The 18,632-nt window shown below is 38.8% G+C and carries 21 protein-coding genes; 1 reads left to right on the top strand and 20 read right to left on the bottom strand.

Going from position 1 to position 18,632, the window contains the following annotated elements:
- Positions 1-21: 21 nt before the first annotated feature.
- From BIV20_RS06015 to BIV20_RS06005, 3 genes are all read right to left on the bottom strand, one after another.
- Complete coding sequence (locus tag BIV20_RS06015; protein ID WP_075719224.1) at positions 22-786, bottom strand: MBL fold metallo-hydrolase; 765 nt, start codon at positions 784-786, stop codon at positions 22-24.
- Between the two features lie 88 nt (positions 787-874).
- Positions 875-2,362, bottom strand: coding sequence for a stage IV sporulation protein A (gene spoIVA, locus BIV20_RS06010; RefSeq protein WP_075719028.1), 1,488 nt, complete (start codon positions 2,360-2,362; stop codon positions 875-877).
- Between the two features lie 61 nt (positions 2,363-2,423).
- On the bottom strand, positions 2,424-3,680 hold the full coding sequence (locus tag BIV20_RS06005) for a Glu/Leu/Phe/Val family dehydrogenase (protein ID WP_075719222.1): 1,257 nt from the start codon (positions 3,678-3,680) through the stop codon (positions 2,424-2,426).
- Between the two features lie 246 nt (positions 3,681-3,926).
- On the opposite strand from BIV20_RS06005, the gene BIV20_RS06000 reads away from it, so the two are divergent.
- Complete coding sequence (locus BIV20_RS06000) at positions 3,927-4,376, top strand: Lrp/AsnC family transcriptional regulator (RefSeq protein ID WP_075719026.1); 450 nt, start codon at positions 3,927-3,929, stop codon at positions 4,374-4,376.
- Between the two features lie 78 nt (positions 4,377-4,454).
- Here BIV20_RS06000 and malQ read toward each other — a convergent pair whose 3' ends face one another.
- The 17 genes from malQ to BIV20_RS05915 all read right to left on the bottom strand — a co-directional run bounded on the left by malQ (position 4,455) and on the right by BIV20_RS05915 (position 18,566).
- Positions 4,455-5,990, bottom strand: coding sequence for a 4-alpha-glucanotransferase (gene malQ / locus BIV20_RS05995; protein WP_075719024.1), 1,536 nt, complete (start codon positions 5,988-5,990; stop codon positions 4,455-4,457).
- Complete coding sequence (locus BIV20_RS05990; protein WP_192848869.1) at positions 5,983-7,011, bottom strand: LacI family DNA-binding transcriptional regulator; 1,029 nt, start codon at positions 7,009-7,011, stop codon at positions 5,983-5,985. Before BIV20_RS05990 ends, malQ begins: the two co-directional genes overlap by 8 nt.
- Positions 7,012-7,036: 25 nt before the next feature.
- Positions 7,037-7,942 (bottom strand): carbohydrate ABC transporter permease, encoded by a 906-nt coding sequence (locus BIV20_RS05985; protein ID WP_075719020.1) that lies wholly within the window; start codon positions 7,940-7,942, stop codon positions 7,037-7,039.
- A complete protein-coding gene (locus tag BIV20_RS05980) occupies positions 7,942-8,799 on the bottom strand; it encodes a carbohydrate ABC transporter permease (RefSeq protein ID WP_075719018.1) in 858 nt (285 codons plus the stop codon). The genes BIV20_RS05985 and BIV20_RS05980 overlap by 1 nt, the downstream gene beginning before the upstream one ends.
- A gap of 89 nt (positions 8,800-8,888) precedes the next feature.
- Positions 8,889-10,322 carry an ABC transporter substrate-binding protein gene (locus BIV20_RS05975; protein WP_075719016.1) on the bottom strand — a complete coding sequence of 478 codons (1,434 nt, stop codon included), beginning with the start codon at positions 10,320-10,322 and terminating at the stop codon, positions 8,889-8,891.
- 247 nt (positions 10,323-10,569) lie between these two features.
- A complete protein-coding gene (locus BIV20_RS05970; protein ID WP_075719014.1) occupies positions 10,570-10,884 on the bottom strand; it encodes a LiaI-LiaF-like domain-containing protein in 315 nt (104 codons plus the stop codon).
- A complete protein-coding gene (locus BIV20_RS05965; RefSeq protein ID WP_075719012.1) occupies positions 10,881-11,417 on the bottom strand; it encodes a hypothetical protein in 537 nt (178 codons plus the stop codon). The genes BIV20_RS05970 and BIV20_RS05965 overlap by 4 nt, the downstream gene beginning before the upstream one ends.
- 39 nt (positions 11,418-11,456) lie before the next feature.
- On the bottom strand, positions 11,457-11,936 hold the full coding sequence (locus BIV20_RS05960; RefSeq protein ID WP_075719010.1) for a hypothetical protein: 480 nt from the start codon (positions 11,934-11,936) through the stop codon (positions 11,457-11,459).
- Complete coding sequence (locus BIV20_RS05955; protein ID WP_242939787.1) at positions 11,933-12,433, bottom strand: RNA polymerase sigma factor; 501 nt, start codon at positions 12,431-12,433, stop codon at positions 11,933-11,935. Before BIV20_RS05955 ends, BIV20_RS05960 begins: the two co-directional genes overlap by 4 nt.
- A gap of 128 nt (positions 12,434-12,561) precedes the next feature.
- The gene (sdaAA, locus tag BIV20_RS05950) at positions 12,562-13,437 is read right to left on the bottom strand and encodes an L-serine ammonia-lyase, iron-sulfur-dependent, subunit alpha (RefSeq protein WP_075719006.1); all 876 of its coding nucleotides are present in this window, start codon (positions 13,435-13,437) and stop codon (positions 12,562-12,564) included.
- A 21-nt stretch (positions 13,438-13,458) separates the two neighbouring features.
- A complete protein-coding gene (sdaAB, locus tag BIV20_RS05945; protein ID WP_075719004.1) occupies positions 13,459-14,127 on the bottom strand; it encodes an L-serine ammonia-lyase, iron-sulfur-dependent subunit beta in 669 nt (222 codons plus the stop codon).
- A gap of 25 nt (positions 14,128-14,152) precedes the next feature.
- Entirely contained in the window at positions 14,153-15,319 is a 1,167-nt protein-coding gene (locus BIV20_RS05940) for an FprA family A-type flavoprotein (RefSeq protein WP_075719002.1), read from the bottom strand.
- A 140-nt stretch (positions 15,320-15,459) separates the two neighbouring features.
- Positions 15,460-16,845 (bottom strand): NADPH-dependent glutamate synthase, encoded by a 1,386-nt coding sequence (gltA, locus tag BIV20_RS05935; RefSeq protein WP_075719000.1) that lies wholly within the window; start codon positions 16,843-16,845, stop codon positions 15,460-15,462.
- On the bottom strand, positions 16,845-17,732 hold the full coding sequence (locus tag BIV20_RS05930; RefSeq protein ID WP_075718998.1) for a sulfide/dihydroorotate dehydrogenase-like FAD/NAD-binding protein: 888 nt from the start codon (positions 17,730-17,732) through the stop codon (positions 16,845-16,847). Before BIV20_RS05930 ends, gltA begins: the two co-directional genes overlap by 1 nt.
- Positions 17,733-17,865: 133 nt before the next feature.
- A complete protein-coding gene (locus tag BIV20_RS05925; RefSeq protein ID WP_075718996.1) occupies positions 17,866-18,072 on the bottom strand; it encodes a hypothetical protein in 207 nt (68 codons plus the stop codon).
- Between the two features lie 3 nt (positions 18,073-18,075).
- Positions 18,076-18,441, bottom strand: coding sequence for a zf-HC2 domain-containing protein (locus BIV20_RS05920; RefSeq protein ID WP_075718994.1), 366 nt, complete (start codon positions 18,439-18,441; stop codon positions 18,076-18,078).
- Positions 18,426-18,566, bottom strand: coding sequence for an RNA polymerase subunit sigma-24 (locus BIV20_RS05915; protein WP_075718992.1), 141 nt, complete (start codon positions 18,564-18,566; stop codon positions 18,426-18,428). The genes BIV20_RS05920 and BIV20_RS05915 overlap by 16 nt, the downstream gene beginning before the upstream one ends.
- Between the last annotated feature and the right edge of the window lie 66 nt (positions 18,567-18,632).

The following is an 18,632-nucleotide window of genomic DNA, read 5'->3' as shown; positions in this document are numbered from 1 at the left end:
CTTTTCTTATTTGTTTTTCCCTTAGATGTACAAACACACCTGATTTTCCTCGGATACTTCAACAATATTTGCTGCTACATTCTTATCCTTCAAATAATCCTTATATTTGGAGATATACCCATACTGTTTCCACATATGCATTGGAACAATATGCTCTGCTTTCACATGTTGTATAAAGTAATCCATTCCTAAAAACATATCCTTTTCCTGCCTTGGATCTAACACTACAAAAGCCACGTCAATATGCTTTTCTGAAAGATATCCTATCTGCTCCTTATATGTGTCCTCCTGATAGCGGTTGTCTTCCTCTGACTCTCCTTCCCAATGCCACCAGTTCAAATCTCCTGCATGATAAAATACCTTTCCTTCACACGTTACCAGAAATGCCACACCACTATCTGTAGACAGTAACGTTTCTACCTCCACTCCCGGAAATTCCAACCTTTCTAAGGGTTTCATATAATGTATTTTTTGCTTGATTTCAGAAACCTCTATATCCGGAAGAATTCTCTGTAATGCAGAGTTTCCAAGCTTCTTTTTTATTTCCTTTGCAAAAATATACTGAATATTTTTGTACCGGTAACTCCACTTTAGCACTTCCATATCAAAATGGTCTCTGTGCCCATGACTGGAAAATACATACATTTCCGTATCCTCCGGGAATTGCGGCATACTGCCATCATAAATACAATCTCCGGAACTTTTCCCGTCATAATAGTCGAATACCAATACTTTTCTGTTCACTTCTACACAAAATGCGCTATGATGAATATATGTTATCTTCATAGGCATATTATACTAAATTTTTTTTGCCTTGTACACAAATAAAAGTCGGAAAACGATATTTTCTCATTTTCCGACTTTTTAAATCAGCTTATATAATAATGCACACCAGACCACCGTTACTGTCATTTACAATTTTCTGCATAGTATCTTGAAGCTTTAACTGACTTTCATCATCCATCATGGTAATCTTGCTTCGGATTCCATCCTCCACCAGTTCCCCAATGGATTTCCCAAAAATATTCGTCTGCCACAGGCCCTCTTCCTGGTCTCTTGAAGTCTTAATGTATCCAATCAAATCCTGCGCCTGTTCTTCACTTCCGATAATCGGTGCTATCTCCGTTTCTACATTTGCTTTAATCATATGAATCGATGGAGACTGCGCCTTAATTTTCACTCCAAATTTATTTCCATGCTTAATAAGCACCGGTTCTTCGATTTGAATATCAGAAAGCTGTGGTGTTACCACTCCATACCCTTTTTGCTTTACTGCTTCCATGGCACTCGCCACCTTATCATACTCCCGTTTCATTCCCGATAATTCCTTTATCATAGAAATGAGCTGATATTCTCCCTGAATTGGCACTCCGGTCAACTCACTCATATTCTCATAGTAATATTTTTCATCAATATCAAAAATAATCTGGACGCTTCCCTTTGACAACTCCATTTTATCTAACTTGATTTTTTTTACATACTCTCCCTGCGGCGTCAATTCAATGTTTCTGGCATCTCTGGCATAATTGAACTGATTTAATATACTTTTAGCATTTTCAATGACATTTTCCTTTATCTTATGAGAATTCTCCAACATCTCTACCCACTTCGGCATATAGAATTCCACTCGTTCAATCGGAAATTCATAAAGAATACTTTCCAATATCCGATAAATATCATCTTTACGAAGCTGCTCACAGTTAACCGGCAGTACTGTCACTCCATACTTTTGCATCAGTTCTTCAGACAATTTCTGACTTTCCGGACTATATGGTTTTTGCGTATTTAACAATACGATAAAAGGCTTTCCCATCTTTTTCAGTTGTCCCACTGTTTTTTCCTCTGCCGGAATATAACTTTCTCTGGGAAGCTCTGTAATACTTCCATCTGTAGTTACCACAATTCCAATATTGGAATGTTCCTTGATTACCTTTTGCGTACCAATTTCTGCCGCCTGTGTAAATGGAATCTCATAGTCAAACCATGGTGTTCTCACCATGCGCTCACTTCCATCTTCCTGATGTCCCGTTGCACCTTCCACCATAAATCCTACACAGTCAATCAATCTTACCTTTACTTCTAAATCCTCTGCCAACTGAATACGAGCTGCCTCTTTCGGTACAAACTTAGGCTCCGTTGTCATAATGGTCTTTCCCTGGGCAGACTGAGGCAATTCATCTGTCGCCCGCTCTCTGTCATTCTCGTCTTCCATTTCCGGCAATACCATAATATCCATAAAACGTTTGATAAAGGTAGATTTTCCGGTCCGCACAGGTCCCACTACCCCAATATAAATATCTCCATGTGTTCTTGCACTGATATCCTTATAGATATTATATGTACCGGCACTGATATTTTCCATAAAATAACCTCCTGTTCTACTGTTTACAGTATATGCAGGAGGTTTTTCTTTAGAATCTATTTTACGGGAACAATCCCTTTATTTCTTCGGCATAAATCAACTTTCTAAGTGCCACAATATAAGCTGCCATGCGAAGCGTACAATCGCATTCTTTTGACACACCCATGATTTCTCCAAAAGATTTTGACATCAGGTCTTCTAACATCTCATTTACTCTGTTTCTTTCCCATGTCAGTTCCTGAATATTCTGTACCCACTCAAAATAGGATACGATAACTCCACCGCTGTTAGCAAAAATATCCGGCACTACCGGAATCCCTCTCTTGTCCAGAATCTCGTCTGCCTCTCTGGTAGTAGGACCATTGGCAGCCTCTACAATATAAGAACAACGCAATTTTTCTGCATTATCTTCTGTAATCTGATTTTCTAATGCTGCCGGCACCAATACGTCACACTCTGTTTCTAATAGTTCTTCATTGGTAATATGGCTTACCCCCTCTTTTTCATAATCCTTTAATAGATTTCCTTTTTCCAGAAATTCAGAAACTTCATCTGCATTAAGACCGGATTCGCAGTAGATTCCACCTGACACATCGCTAAGTGCAACAATTTTCACCCCACGATGGAAAAATATTCTTGCAGCATTGCTTCCTACATTTCCCATTCCCTGAATAGCTACTTTTGTTCCTTCCAGTTTCTTTCCTTCCAGTGACAGCAATAGTTTCGTACTAATGACAACACCACGTCCGGTTGCAGATTTTCTTCCTCTGGAACCGCCCAACTCGATTGGCTTTCCTGTTACTACACCCGGGCAAGGCTTTCCATTTAACTGACTATAAGTATCTAATACCCACGCCATCGTCTGTGCATTCGTGTTTACATCCGGTGCGGGAATATCGGTATCTGCTCCGATGATTGGAGCAATGGCAAAAGTATAACGTCTGGTAAGCTTACAAAGTTCTCTCTTAGAAAGCGTATGCGGGTCTACCTTGATTCCTCCCTTTGCACCACCATATGGAATATTGGCAACTGCACATTTTAAGGACATCCAGGTTGCCAATGCCTTTACTTCATCCAATGTACAATCCTGATGATAACGGATTCCTCCTTTGAATGGTCCACGGATATTGGAATGCTGTACGCGATAGCCTTCAAATACCTTTACCGTTCCGTCATCCATTTCTACCGGAAGATATACCTTGGTTTCTCTCTGTGGGTTCTTGATAATTTCAAACATGGTCTTGTCAATGTTTCCTTTTTCCATTGCTTCTGTCATAACACTGACAACATTCTCGTATGGGTTATATGTATGATACATTTTATATGCCGCTCCTTTTCTTTTTTTGTCTCTGCGCATCAACTGTTGGTTATCATAGACTTTTTCCCTCTGAAAAGTCAATATTCCATTTAAAACACGAAAAAACTTTACGAAATGAAGCATTTTTACAAAACTCTTTAACGAAATTCCTATTTTTACTTTATTTTATTAAGTCATTGACATTTTATGGTACCAGTGATAAATTGATGATATACGAAGGCGTAGTCAGGAAAGGATTTTTATTTCATGAAACACGAAGAATTAGATTATGTCGATAAAGAAATTTTAAATATGCTCCAACGTGATGCACGAATTTCCATAAAAGAAATCGCAGCAAAGGTATTTCTTTCCTCACCTGCGGTGTCCTCCCGTATTTCCCGCTTGGAAGAACAAGGATATATTGAAGGCTATCATGCAGTTCTTAACCCTATTGCACTTGGATATCATATCAAGGCATTTATCAATCTGGAAGTAGAACCAGTAGAGAAAAAAGAATTTTACCCTTATATCAAGTCCTGTCCTAACGTCATTGAATGTAACTGTGTAACAGGTGACTACTCCATGCTGCTGGAAGTTCTTTTTCCAAGCACTATGGAGTTAGATCACTTTATCGGAGAATTGCAGACCTATGGACGTACTAAGACACTGATTGTGTTTTCTACTTCTGTGGAGCATAGAGGGGTGACCTTGTATTAATTGTATTCCCCTTAATATATGGAAGAGGCAATTCAAAAGTTTTCCTCGTGAATTGCCTCTTCCTATTCTACATACTTTTTATTTCTTTTTTGCTTTCTTTACTTCTTCCTTAACTTCTTCTTTTTCTTCCTCTGGCTTCTTTGGCGCACGTCCGTATACTTCTGTATAATTACGTACTTTCTTGGATAATTTCTTATCAAGTGCACCGTCCTTCATACGCCATTTCCAGTTGCATCCTAAAGTAGAAGGTATATTCATTCTTCCTTCGCTACCAATTCCCAGCACATCCTGCATGGTTACTATAGCCATATCACTTACACTGGACCAAACTCCACGCATAATGCCCCAGTTATATCCTTCTTTCTTGTCCAGTTTCAAATACTCTGTTGCATATTCTACACATTCCTTAGATGCTGTATCCAGCCAACCAATAATCGTATCATTATCATGTGTTCCTGCATACACTACACTATTCTGCGTATAATTATGTGGCAAATAGTCTCCATCTTCTCTTGTATCAAATGCAAACTGAACAAGCTTCATTCCCGGATATCCGGAATCCTTCAGCATCTGTCTTACAGAATCAGTAAGGAATCCTAAATCTTCTGCAATAACATTCATCTTACCAAGCTTTTTCTCCATAGTCCGGAACAATTCAATTCCAGGACCTTCGCGCCACTCGCCATTACGAGCGGTTTTATCACCAAATGGGATTGCATAGTAAGAGTCAAATCCACGGAAATGATCAATTCTTACTACATCAAAAAGCTTTGTCATTTTTTCCATTCGCTTTGTCCACCAAGTAAAGTTATCTTTTTTCATAACATCCCAACGGAACAATGGATTTCCCCACAACTGTCCATCTTCTGAAAATGCATCCGGTGGGCATCCTGCTACATCAATTGGGTCCAGATTTTTGTCAAGATAGAACTGTGTCGGATTTGCCCATACATCAGCACTATCCATTGCAACATAAATCGGAACATCTCCAATAATCTGAATTCCATTTTCATTTGCATAAGCCTTTAATTCATTCCACTGTTTATAAAACAGGTATTGAAGCATCTTCCAAAATTCTATCTCTTCTGCTAACTCAGATGTTGCCTTTTTCATAGCTTCCGGCTTACGAAGTTTTAATTCTTCTTCCCACTCACTCCATGCCACACCATCATGAGCATCCTTCAATGCCATAAATAAAGCATAATCTTCCAACCAATCCTGCTCTTTACAGAATTTATCATAATCAGCCGGAACATCCTTCTTAAAGCGTCCATATGCCTTATGTAACAATGAATAACGGCTCTCATATAATGTACCGTAATCTACCTCTTCTACATTATCTCCCCATGCATAAGATTCACATTCTTTCTTTTCTAATAATCCTTCTTCGCATAAAGTATCCAAATCTATAAAATATGGATTTCCTGCAAAACTAGAAAAAGACTGGTAAGGTGAGTCACCATAACTTGTTGGACAAATTGGTAACACCTGCCAGTATGTTTGTGCTGATTCTACGAGAAAGTCTACAAATTTTCTTGCCTCCTTTCCCATGGTTCCAATACCATACGGGGATGGTAATGAAGAAATATGCATTAAAATTCCACTACTACGCATTCTGCGTTCCTCCTATTATTTTTTTCACACTTTCGCCCTGAATGAGTCCAAATGGAATAACTTCATGTACCGGGCTAGTGCTTAACTCAATATAATTTAATAGTATTTCTACACTTCTGGATGCCAGGGTGCTATACTGCTGTTGAATGGTGGTTAGTTTTGGATTATAATACTTTGCTAACGCAATCCCATCAAATCCCATGACCGAAATCTCTTCCGGCACTTTTATCCCCATATCAATCAAAGCACGAATCGCTCCAATTGCAGTTACATCACTCATGGCAAATACTGCCGTAATATCGCCTGCTCTTTTATATAAACGCTGCATAGCATAATATGCATTGTCATAAGAAAAACGAGCTGTCTCATAGTACACTGCTTCATCAAAAACTATATCATGCTTAGCAAAACTCTTCAAGCATCCCAGATAGCGTTGGTTACTGGTATGAGACAAACTACGTACTCCTCCCAGAATTCCTATTCTAGTATGCCCTTGTTCAATCAAAAAGTCAATAGCACATTCTGCTGCTTTTTCATCATCTGTTGCAACACTGGATAAATTATCAAATTTAAGGGCATTTCCCTGATTCGTTACCAGTACACAGGGAACATTTATTTCCTGAAAGGTCTCTTCAAAAGACTGTGGATTTCCTCCCAGGAAAAGCATTCCCATAGGTTTACGTTCCCTGCATACAATAACTGCTTCTTCTACTTCATTATCATCCTCGTCAATATAGGTAATACTTGCTGTATATCTTGTTTTTTCTATTTTTTTCTGAATTTCTTCTACGATGCTGGCAAAAAGCATATTCGAAGTTCCCTTTACCAGAACTGCAATTGTCTTGCTAACGTTCTGTTTCAGATGCTTTGCATTATTATTTGGCACGAAATGATGTTCAGCAACAATCTCTTCTATTCTCTTTTTTGCCTCCGGGCTTACATCTCTACGATTATTTAAAACCCTGGATACAGTACTTACAGAATATCCGGATTCCTTTGCTATATCTTTAATCGTCATCATATCATTTCCTGCCTTTTCTAAAAATTTAACCCTTTACAGCTCCTGCCAATACTCCTTCGATGATATACTTCTGACAGAATAAGTAAAAAATTATAATTGGAACAATTGCAAGTACAAGTACTGCCATCATAGCACCCCAGTCAATCTGACCATGACTCTGTTTCAAATACTGAATTGCGATTGGAATGGTCTTATATTTGTTAATATTAAGAACCAAACTTGGTAACAAATAGTCATTCCAAATCCACATAGCCTGCAAGATTGCCACCGTAATTGCGGTTGGTTTCAAAATCGGAAATACCACTCTAAAAAATGTCTGTAATGGATTACATCCGTCAATCATAGCTGCCTCTTCTATCTCAAGTGAAATTCCCTTAACAAATCCGGTAAACAGGAACACCGCAAGTCCTGCACCAAATCCAAGATATACCACTATAATTCCCACCGGATTACCTAAATGAAGCATATTTGCAAATTTGGATAAAGTAAACATTACCATCTGGAATGGAACAATCATGGAAAACAGACATAACATATACATTCCTTTGGTGAATTTACTATGTACTCTTGTAATGTACCATGCACACATAGAAGTACATAACACAATAACAACTACGGATGCTACTGTAATAAACAGGGAATATCCAAATGCATGAAAGAAGTCTGTTTTCTTAATTGCATTGGCATAATTGAGTGTTCCACACATAACCCTCTCAATTCCCTTTACAAACGCATCCCATCCTTCCGTGATGGACTTACTACTGATACTAAATGGATTTCTGAATATGAACGCTTTTCGTTTAAAAGAGTTCATAATTACAATCAAAATCGGTGAAATCCATACCAATGATACAATTGCCAAAATCACGCTTAATACAGCTCCGTGCTTCGCTCTTCTTACAGAAGTCATTTCGTCCGCTTTTTTTGCCATTACTGTTCTACCTCCTTACTGGTAGTTATTCTATTCTGTACCATTGAAATTACAGCAACCAGAATGAAGAAAATAACTGCCTTAGCCTGACCTACGCCTTGCCATCCTGTCGTTCCGTACATAGTATCATAAATATTCAACGCTAACAGCTGTGACATCTTACCCGGATTACCACCTGTCAATGCCAGGTTCTGGTCAAACAACTTAAATCCATTTGACATCGTCAAGAACGTACATATTGTAATCGTTGGCATCAATAATGGAAGAGTTACAGACTTTAATGTCTGCCATGCATTTGCACCATCTATTTTTGCAGCCTCAATCAGTTCTCCCGGGATATTCTGAATACCCGCAACATATATAATCATCATATATCCTATCTGTTGCCAGCATACAACAACCATCAATCCCCAGAATGCATACCACTGTGATGAGACAATTGTTTTCGAAAAATGGGATAAAACACTATTAAAAAGCATTAACCAAATATAACTTAATACAATACCGCCAATCAGATTTGGCATAAAAAATACTGTTCGGAACAAATTAGTTCCTTTGATTCCCTTTGTTAAAAGCATTGCAATGGCAAAAGAAACAACATTAATAATTATTACTGAAACGATTGCAAACAACGCTGTATACCATAAAGAATGAAGAAATGTTGTATCCAACACCCCATTTACATATAAAATCCTTTTATAATTATTAAAACCTACCCATTTAAAATCCGTTACCGTAGTGAATTTACAAAATGAGAGGAATATACCATATATAAATGGAATAATAAAACCAATTGCAAATGCTACCAATGTTGGAAGCACAAATACTGGAAAATACTTTTTTATTGCTTTTTCCATAATAACCCCTTTCCTTCAAACGGGGGAGAAGGTATCGAAATGCCCTCTCCCCCTTGAATTACATGACCTTTTCTATTAGTCTGTCAAAATTACTGTGCATCATCTTCATGAGCAAGTGTCCACTGATTTGCCCATCCGTCAACGAATGCGGTTTTAACTGCATCCCAGTCTCCAGAACCATCTGTATAAGCAGTTAATGCAGAAACAACATCTGCTCTCCAATCATCTACGTTTGGAGTTGCGTTAAAGCTCCATGCTACAGAAGTTTTTCCAGCTGACATCAATGCATTGGAATCCTGAACAAATGCGTTTGCAGATTCATAATCACCTGTAAAGGTATCATATGGAGCAGATAATCCCATTGTATTTGTGATTGCATCACGACCTTCGTCAGATGTGATAACCCATTCAAGGAATGCTAAAGTAGCATCAATATCTTCCTGAGAAGCCTGGCTATTTACTGCCCAATAGTTTTCAGTTCCTACACAAAGTCCCTGATTTTCATCATCAACACCAAAGTAAATTGGCATCATTCCGATATCATCAGCTGTTACAAGGTAACCATTTTCATCACTTGTTAATGGAGAGAATTCCCAGTCACCATTCTGATAGAATACAGCTTCTTCCATACCGAATTCACTCTCTGCATTTAATGCACCGGAATTCAGAGTTTTTGGATCTGCGCCAGAAGTATTTACATATAAATCCCAAACTGCTTTGTACTGATCCAGATATGTTCCATCAATAGTAGCTTCACCATTGATTAAATCACATCCATCATCCTTGAATTCATAGTATAATGGCATATTTGCAAGATGTCCGGAAAATCTCCAGCTAGAACCACTATCCAAACCTGCAGAAGCAAATGCTCCCTGAAGTTCATAACCAAACTCATCATTGATTTCATCTACTCTAGCATTGATATCTTCTGCAACTGCTTTTAATGTATCAAAGCTTGTAATCTCATCAGGAGAAGCAATTACTGCTCCATCTAAAGTACAATAGTCATTTAAGATTTTCTTATTGTAGATAATACCATAACATTCGTAGCAGTTTGCTACTGCTGCAATCTTTCCGTCATAAGTAATGGAAAGAGACTTATCTGTTAAATGTTTATACAACTCAGAATCTTTTAAATCTAAGGTGTAATCATTCCAAGTCTGTGCTGCTGTTGTATTACCAATATTGAAAATAGTTGGCGCTTCATCTTTTGCCATTTCGGACTGCATTGTTGTGCTGTACTGTCCGTCTGCAGCTGTTAATACATTAACTTCAACCCCTGTCTCGTCGGTATAAACATCTGCTAAGTCCTGCCATGCCTGGTCTGTTTCCGGTTTGAAGTTCAGCAAATAAACTCTTCCGTCACCACTTGCTGTACTTCCAGACTCATCTTTTTCCCCACCAGCTTCTTCTGTCTTGCCCTTGTCGTTGGACCCTTTGTCATTTGAGTTGTTGCCACATCCAACAACCATTGATGCCGCCATGGCTGCCACCAACATAAGTGATACTAACTTTCTTTTCATAGTATACATCCTCCTATAAATAGTAATATGAATTGTTCTTCTGAAAGCGTTTCCGGTAACGTTTTCAGTTGATAGTGTTAGTATAATGCTTATTCCCAAAAAAATCAATAACATTTTCCATTTTTACCGTTACTTTGTTTGTTTTTTACATTTTAATTCTTTATTTTTTGTGCATTTTATACAATTCATTTTCCATGCACCAAAAAAGAGCTAATGCAACTTTTTATTGCAATAGCTCTCTTTTCTTCTAAATGTGTATATATCCGAATCTCACATAATACTCCATACAGTATTCTACAATTCCCATCCCCATGGCAAAGCACATCAACAAAAAAGTAATAAAAATCGCTCCCTTGTCATACTTAACTACTTCCTTTTCTTCCGAAGCCTGGTGCAAATTAGCAAATATCATTTCTGCCCCAAGCGCTACCAATATAACCGGCCACAGCTTTACAATAAAAGCCAAACTTAGCGCCGGATAAACCATATGAATCAGAAATAATATTCCAAATACAATCAACATACAACCGCAAGTAATACTTCCTACTCTTCTGGTTCTCATAACGTTCCCTCCTTCTTTTTCTCCTCTTCCTTATCTAACTCTGCCTTTTTTCCCCGAATCAGCATAATTCCCACAAAAACCAAAAGAACTGCTATGATAATTTGTGGTATAGCCTCTACAAACGTCCAATAAATCCAATCCGGTAACAGCCAATACAAATATTCAGATAGATAATGCCACAATACTGCAATTCCTACAAAAATTAAGATTCCTGCCAGAATATTATTCTGCTTTTTGCTCCATTTTCCATTTGGTAATACCTGCTCTATGTGAAACAAATAATCATCTTCTACGGCATAAAATTCTTCATCTGACATTCCTCTCAAATTATGCACATGAAAGAAACTATAACACCACAAGATAGGAAGCACAAACAATACCTGATCAATATTCAGGTAAGCCGCAACAAAAATCAATCCCCAGAATACTCCCATAACGCTTAATCCCTGTTTCATAAATCCCATATACATCTCTCCTGCCCCCGGTATTAACGAGAAACAGAATGTTAAAAATCCACTTTTCTTTCTTGTCATCTCAATTCCTCCTACTTTGCTCTTCTAAGCCTTTTTGTTCTATCTAAAAACACCATTGGTCATCTGGTTTAATGCATCTGTAACAAAACTACTGCCACGATTCAATTTATCTGTGATACTTTCCTTCTCCTGATGAGTTTCTGTTGTAACCGACTTAGGAGACGGAATCTCCATATTCATATTCTGAATACTGCTAGTTACCGTCAATAGAAATATGGAAGCAACAACCGCAAGACCTACTTTTAAGCTGTATATCATCAACTGCATCTGCTTTGACGTCTGCTTTACCTTTACTGCAGTTTGTACATCTATCTGTCTGGTTCTTCTGGTAATTTCTTCTTTCAAATATGCCGGTGGTTCCATCAGATTCTCTTCCATCCATATGCCAAACTGTTCTGCGCAAAAAGTACATGTTCCCGTATGTCTTAAAAATTCTTCCTCTCGCTGGCCTTCCATTTTTCCCTGCTGCCAACATTCAAACATTTCCCTTGTAATATGCTGTTCTCTTAACTCTGTCATCTCTTGGTCGTCCTCCCTTCTATTAGTTTCTTAATCATTGCCTTCGCCCGATATATCTGGGTCTGAATGGTCTTGATTCCTTTTCCCGTTTCTTCTGATATTTCTTTTACTGATTTTTCCCTATAAAAATGCTCTGTAGCCACTTCTTTATAAGGACTTTTCAGGCTCTGACAGATAGTAAATACATATTCTTTGGATTCTTGTTGTAAGTATTCCTCCTCCGGTCCGTCTCTGCTATCTTTTACCTCTGTAAAATAAGCATCTTCCTTCGGCTCACTACGCCTTCCTGCACTCTTAATAAAGTCTAGTCCTTTATTCGTAGCAATCTTACAAATCCAAGCCCTTTCATAATCCCTTTGAAAAGTAGTTAAATTCTTATAGACAGATAAAAATGTTTCCTGGGTCAAATCTTCTGCGTCAAACTGGTTACCTGTAAATTTAAAACAAATAGAATATACTAATTTCTGATATGTATCCAACAGATAACCAAAATACACTTCATTATCGATTTTATCCGCCTCCTTTTCTGTTTTACTATCTGTTCATTTACTATAACGAGTATACTACAAAAATGTCTTCAAAAAATTTAAAATTTTTTTAAAAAGAGCAGTAAACCAAAACTGGCTTACTGCTCTTCCATCATTCTTCTTGTAAATTCTTCTCCGGAAGGCGTTGCTGCCAATCCACCTTCTCCGGTTTCTTTTAAAGAACTCGGTAATGCTATTCCAACCGCACGCATGGCATCAATTACCTCATCCGGTGGAATACGACTTACAATTCCTGCTATTGCCATATCTGCACTGGTAATCGCATTGACTGCTCCGATTACATTACGCTTTACACAAGGAACCTCTACAAGTCCTGCCACCGGGTCACAGACTAATCCCAACAGACTTTTTAATGCCATCGCCGCTGCATGGACAATTTCTTGTTCTGTTCCTCCTTGCAAATACGCAAGTCCTCCGGCTGCCATAGCACTGGCACTTCCAATTTCGGCCTGACATCCTCCGGTTGCACCTGCAATAAAAGCACGTTCCGCTATTACTGTACCAATCCCTGCAGCCACAAACATGGCTTCAATCATTTTTTCATCCTTAACACCATATTGCTCCTGATAAGTCAGGAACACCGCCGGCATCACACCACAGGAACCAGCCGTAGGAGCTGCCACAATTCGCTTCATACAGGCATTAGACTCTCCCATTTTTAGAGCTTTCACCATAACCTCGCCAATAAAAGCACCCGACATTGTTTTTCCAGCTGCAACTGCTTCCCTCATCTGCCAACCATCTCCACCTACCAAGCCACTGGCAGATTTCAACTTTTCATCATAAGACTGATCTGCCATCCGCATAGTATCATACATTCTTTTCATGGCACCAAAAGATTCCTCCTCTGATACCATCCGTTCTGACATATCATCTTCCATGATAATTCTCCAGAAAGGTTTCTTCTGCTCTCTTACACTATCCACAATCTCTTTTAATGATTTAAAACTCATAATGTGGCTCCTTACCTTTACTTATTGCTTTTCTATCAGACTTAAATATGTGACTTTTCGAACCCCTTCCAGTTTTTCCAACCATTCAACGGATTCTGGTGGCACCTCTTTATCGCATTCAATAATCATAACGGCATCACCGCCTCTTCTGTCACGATATAGCTGCATGGTAGCAATATTAACAGACTTGTGGGCAAGCATAGATGTGACTTCTGCAACATGTCCCGGCTGGTCTAAATTGTGTACAATAAGTGTTGGATAATCTCCGCAGAAATTAGCTTCCAAACCATCCAACTTACTGATTCTAATTCTTCCACCTCCGATAGAAGCAGCTTCTATTTCCAACTCTCGTCCATTTACTCCTGTCAGTTTCATCAAAACAGAATTAGGATGTGCATCCCGAAGTTCAATTCCCTCAAAGGAAAACTGCATTCCCTGCTCTTTTGCAACTTGAAAACTATCCGGAATTCTTTCATCCTCCGGATGCATACCAAGTAGCCCAGCGATCAACGCACGATCCGTACCATGCCCCTTTCCAGTTGCCCGGAAAGAACCATGGAGATATATCTCTGCCTTTTTTACGTTTTCATTCAACAATAATTTTGCAATATATCCAATTCGTACCGCTCCTGCAGTATGAGAGCTGGAGGGACCAACCATCACCGGTCCTACAATATCAAATAAATTCATATTCGTTCCTTATTTTCTACTACTTCTATTTTGCCAACAGTTCCTCAGCCAATTCTTCCATCTTGGTTACATCTTCCTGCTTCATGGAAGACTTGATTGTAACTGTTTTATCACAGATGGTAAGTTCCTTCATTCCTTCCAAAATTCCCTTCATGGTCTTTGCAGCCATTGGACCCCAAGAACCATTTTCGATTAAGGCAATTTTTCTCTTCTGGTAGTTTTTACTCTTTAAATGATGCAGGAATTCTTCCATACAAGGGAATACGCCTCCATCATAAGTTGCAGCTGCAAGCACTACCTTGTCATAACGGAACGCATCTTCTACCGCTTCTGCCATATCATCTCTGGATAAATCTGTAATAGCAACCTTAGCTGCTCCCTTTGCTTCCAAAATCTCTTTCATCTTTTCTGCAGCTTTTCTTGTATTTCCATGAATAGATGCATACGCTACCAAGACCCCATCGTCCTCCGGCTCGTAACTGCTCCAAGTATTATATTTTCCAATATAGTATCCCAAATCTTCTTTCAAAATAGGTCCGTGTAATGGGCAAATCATAGCAATATCAAGGGTTGCTGCTTTCTTTAACAACGCCTGTACCTGTACCCCATATTTTCCAACAATATTAAAATAGTAACGTCTTGCCTCACATGCCCAATCTTCTTCCGTATCTAATGCGCCGAACTTACCAAAACCATCTGCGGAGAACAGAATTTTCTCACTTTTCTCATAAGAAACCATTACTTCCGGCCAATGCACCATTGGCGCCATAAAGAACTGAAGTTCATGCTTTCCAAGACTTAAGGTATCCCCTTCCTTTACCACAACAGACCGCTGAGATAAATCTATATCAAAAAACTGACCAATCATTGGGAAAGTCTTTGCATTTCCAACGATTTGCATATTTGGATATTTCTCTGCCAATTTCTGAACATTGGATGCATGATCTGGCTCCATATGAGAAACCACCAAATAATCCGGTGTTCTGCCTGCCAATGCTCTATCCAAATTTTCAAGCCATTCCTCTGTTCTTCTAGCGTCTACGGTATCCATTACTGCAATTTTTTCATCCATAATCACATATGAATTATAGGAAACCCCATTTGGTACCACATACTGACTCTCAAATAAATCAATATCCTTATCATCTGCCCCTATGTACAAAATGCTCTCTGTTACTGTAGTATCTTTCATATCTTCTTCCTCCTTATTTTAACATTCCCGCTTTTCTTAGGAATATTCATCTGTTTTTGCACAACCTTTTGCTTTTAACTTTTATATAGAAAGGGGATTTACCTCATTTGGTAATCCCCTTATCTTTTGTCACACTTATTTTACTTGTTAGAAAGGTATTCGTCAATACCCTTTGCAGCTGCTTTTCCTGCTCCCATAGCAAGGATTACAGTAGCTGCTCCGGTTACCGCATCCCCACCAGCAAAGACGCCTGGCTTACTTGTAGCACCATTTTCTTCCTCTGCTACAATACATTTTCTTCTATTAATTTCCAGTCCCTTTGTAGTAGAGGAAATTAATGGATTTGGTGATGTTCCCAGTGACATGATAACTGTATCCAACTCTAAATCAAATTCAGAGCCTGCTACTTCTACCGGACTTCTTCTTCCAGACTCATCCGGCTCTCCTAATTCCATACGAATACAAGTCATTCCTTTTACCCATCCATTTTCATCTACTAAAATTTCAGTAGGATTGGTTAAGAGGTCGAAAATAATTCCCTCTTCCTTCGCATGATGAACTTCTTCCACACGCGCCGGAAGTTCAGACTCACTTCTTCTATATACAATATGTACCTCTGCTCCAAGTCTTAAGGCTGTTCTTGCTGCGTCCATAGCAACGTTACCACCACCTACTACAGCAACTTTCTTTCCTTTCATAATAGGTGTATCATATTCATCCTTAAATGCTTTCATCAGATTATTTCTGGTAAGGAACTCATTCGCAGAAAATACACCATTTGCCTGCTCTCCCGGAATTCCCATAAATCTCGGAAGTCCTGCACCGGAACCTACAAATACTGCTTCAAATCCTTCTTCTTCCATCAGTTCATCAATGGTAGTTGCCTTTCCAATTACTACGTTGGTTTCAATCTTAACGCCCAACGCTTTTACATTCTCGATTTCTTTTGCCACTACTTTATCCTTCGGCAAACGGAATTCAGGAATACCATAAATCAACACACCACCTGCTTCATGGAGTGCTTCAAAAATAGTAACATCATAACCCATTTTTGCCAAATCTCCTGCACATGTAAGACCAGCAGGACCGGAACCGATAACAGCAACCTTGTGTCCCTTTTTCTCTGCTGCCGGCTGTGGCTTAATTCCATTTTCTCTTGCCCAGTCAGCTACAAAACGTTCCATCTTACCAATGGAAACTGCTTCTCCCTTGATACCACGGATACATTTTCCTTCACACTGGCTTTCCTGTGGGCAGACACGACCACATACTGCCGGAAGTGCACTGGACTTGCTGATTATATGATATGCTTCTTCAAAGTTTCCTTCCTTTACTTGTGAAACGAATCCCGGAATATCAATGGAAACCGGACATCCCTTTACACACTGTGCATTTTTACAATTTAAGCATCTGGAAGCTTCTTCCATAGCTTCTTCCTTATTATATCCTAAACATACTTCTTCAAAGTTTTTAGCACGAACCTGTGGTTCCTGCTCTCTTACTGGTACTTTCTTCATTACATCCATTATTTGTCACCTCCGCAATGTCCGCAGCCGCCGTGATGTGTATCGCCTTCCTGCACTTTTAACATAGCTCTTCCTTCTTCTGTCTTATACATCTGCTGACGTTTCATCGCCTGATCAAAATCGACCAAATGTCCATCAAATTCAGGTCCATCTACACAAGCAAATTTAACCTCTCCGCCAACAGTTACACGGCATGCACCGCACATTCCGGTTCCGTCTACCATAATTGGATTCAATGAAACAATCGTTGGAATCTCCAATTTCTTAGTAAGCAGACAGACAAACTTCATCATAATCATCGGTCCGATAGCAATACATAAGTCATATTTATTTCCTGCATTCACCAGCTCTTCTAACTGATTGGTTCCCATACCATGGAATCCATAGGAACCATCATCTGTTGTTACATACAGATTTCCTGCTACCTTTTCCATTTCATCAACTAATATCAACAGGTCTTTTGTCTTAGATCCCATGATAACATCACAATCTACACCGTTTTCATGGAGCCATTTTACCTGAGGGTATACCGGAGCTGTACCAACACCGCCGGCAATAAACACGATTTTCTTTTTCTTTAATTCTTCAATTGGTGTCTCTGTCAATTCAGATGCACATCCTAAAGGTCCTACGAAATCCCGGAATGCATCTCCTTCCTCAAGATTCACCATTCTCTCAGTAGACGCACCTACTGTCTGGAACACAATGGTAATCGTTCCTGCTTCTCTGTCATAATCACAAATGGTAAGAGGAATACGTTCTCCTTCTTCATCCATTTTTACAATTACAAATTGTCCAGGCAGACAGGACTTAGCAACACGAGGTGCTTTTACATCCATAAGATATATCTTGTCAGCCAGTTTTTTCTTTTTCACGATTGGGTACATACTCAAACCTCCGCCCTAATGTTCGTACATTTTTATTCAACGTTTCTATTCTAATATACTTCTTTTGAAAATTCAATCAATTTGTGAAAAATTCTACAAAACGTGACAACGTTACCTTAATGAAGCATATGTTCTATTCCTCGGCTTTATGTTTGCTATTCTTTATACTTATAGTAATCCCGATTATTAGTAAAATAATGGCTACTATCAAATTTCCCAGACCATTTGATACAAATGTATTAAAATAATCCGTTAGTTTCTCAACATCTCCCACAATCCAGTTCGTAAGAAAATTTGCCGGAACTGCCATAGAAAGGAACCATAATTCCCCTATTCCCATCTGTTAATACAAAACCACCTGAACGACTGCCACTAACAAAAATGTGCATCCATTCGCTACGGCAATCCCTTTTACAAATGGATGTTTTTCCGAATTTACCATTACATAAATAGGTAAATATCCTGTCAGAACCCCCATAATCCAGTAAAGTATACTGGCTCTTGACTTTTTCAGATACTTTTTAAAATCTTTTACCTCCGGTGCCGTTTCTACAACCACAGGCTGCTTCATATTTTCTAATATCTGATTGCATTCTTTACATTCACTGAGATGTTCTTTGATTAATTCATTGGTTGCTTCACTTGTCATATCATCCACATACATAGGAAGCAAATCTCTTATAGTATCACATGTTAATTTCTGTTCCATTCTTCTCTTCCTTTCATTAATTTTTGTTTTCCTCGATAAAATGTAACTCTCGCCCAGTTTTCTGTTTTTCCCATGATGTTTCCGATTTCTGCAAAGTTCAGTTCTCCGGCCAATCTAAGATACATAAATTCCTTTGGTCGCCTGATAAAAGGTCTCTTGCGTGAGTTCTTCTGAGATATCCGCATCATGGG

Source organism: Roseburia sp. 499 (genome assembly GCF_001940225.2).
Taxonomy (GTDB): Bacteria; Bacillota; Clostridia; order Lachnospirales; family Lachnospiraceae; genus Petralouisia.
The sequence above is the reverse complement of the archived record's forward strand: the minus strand, read 5'-3'. Positions and strand labels throughout refer to the sequence as shown.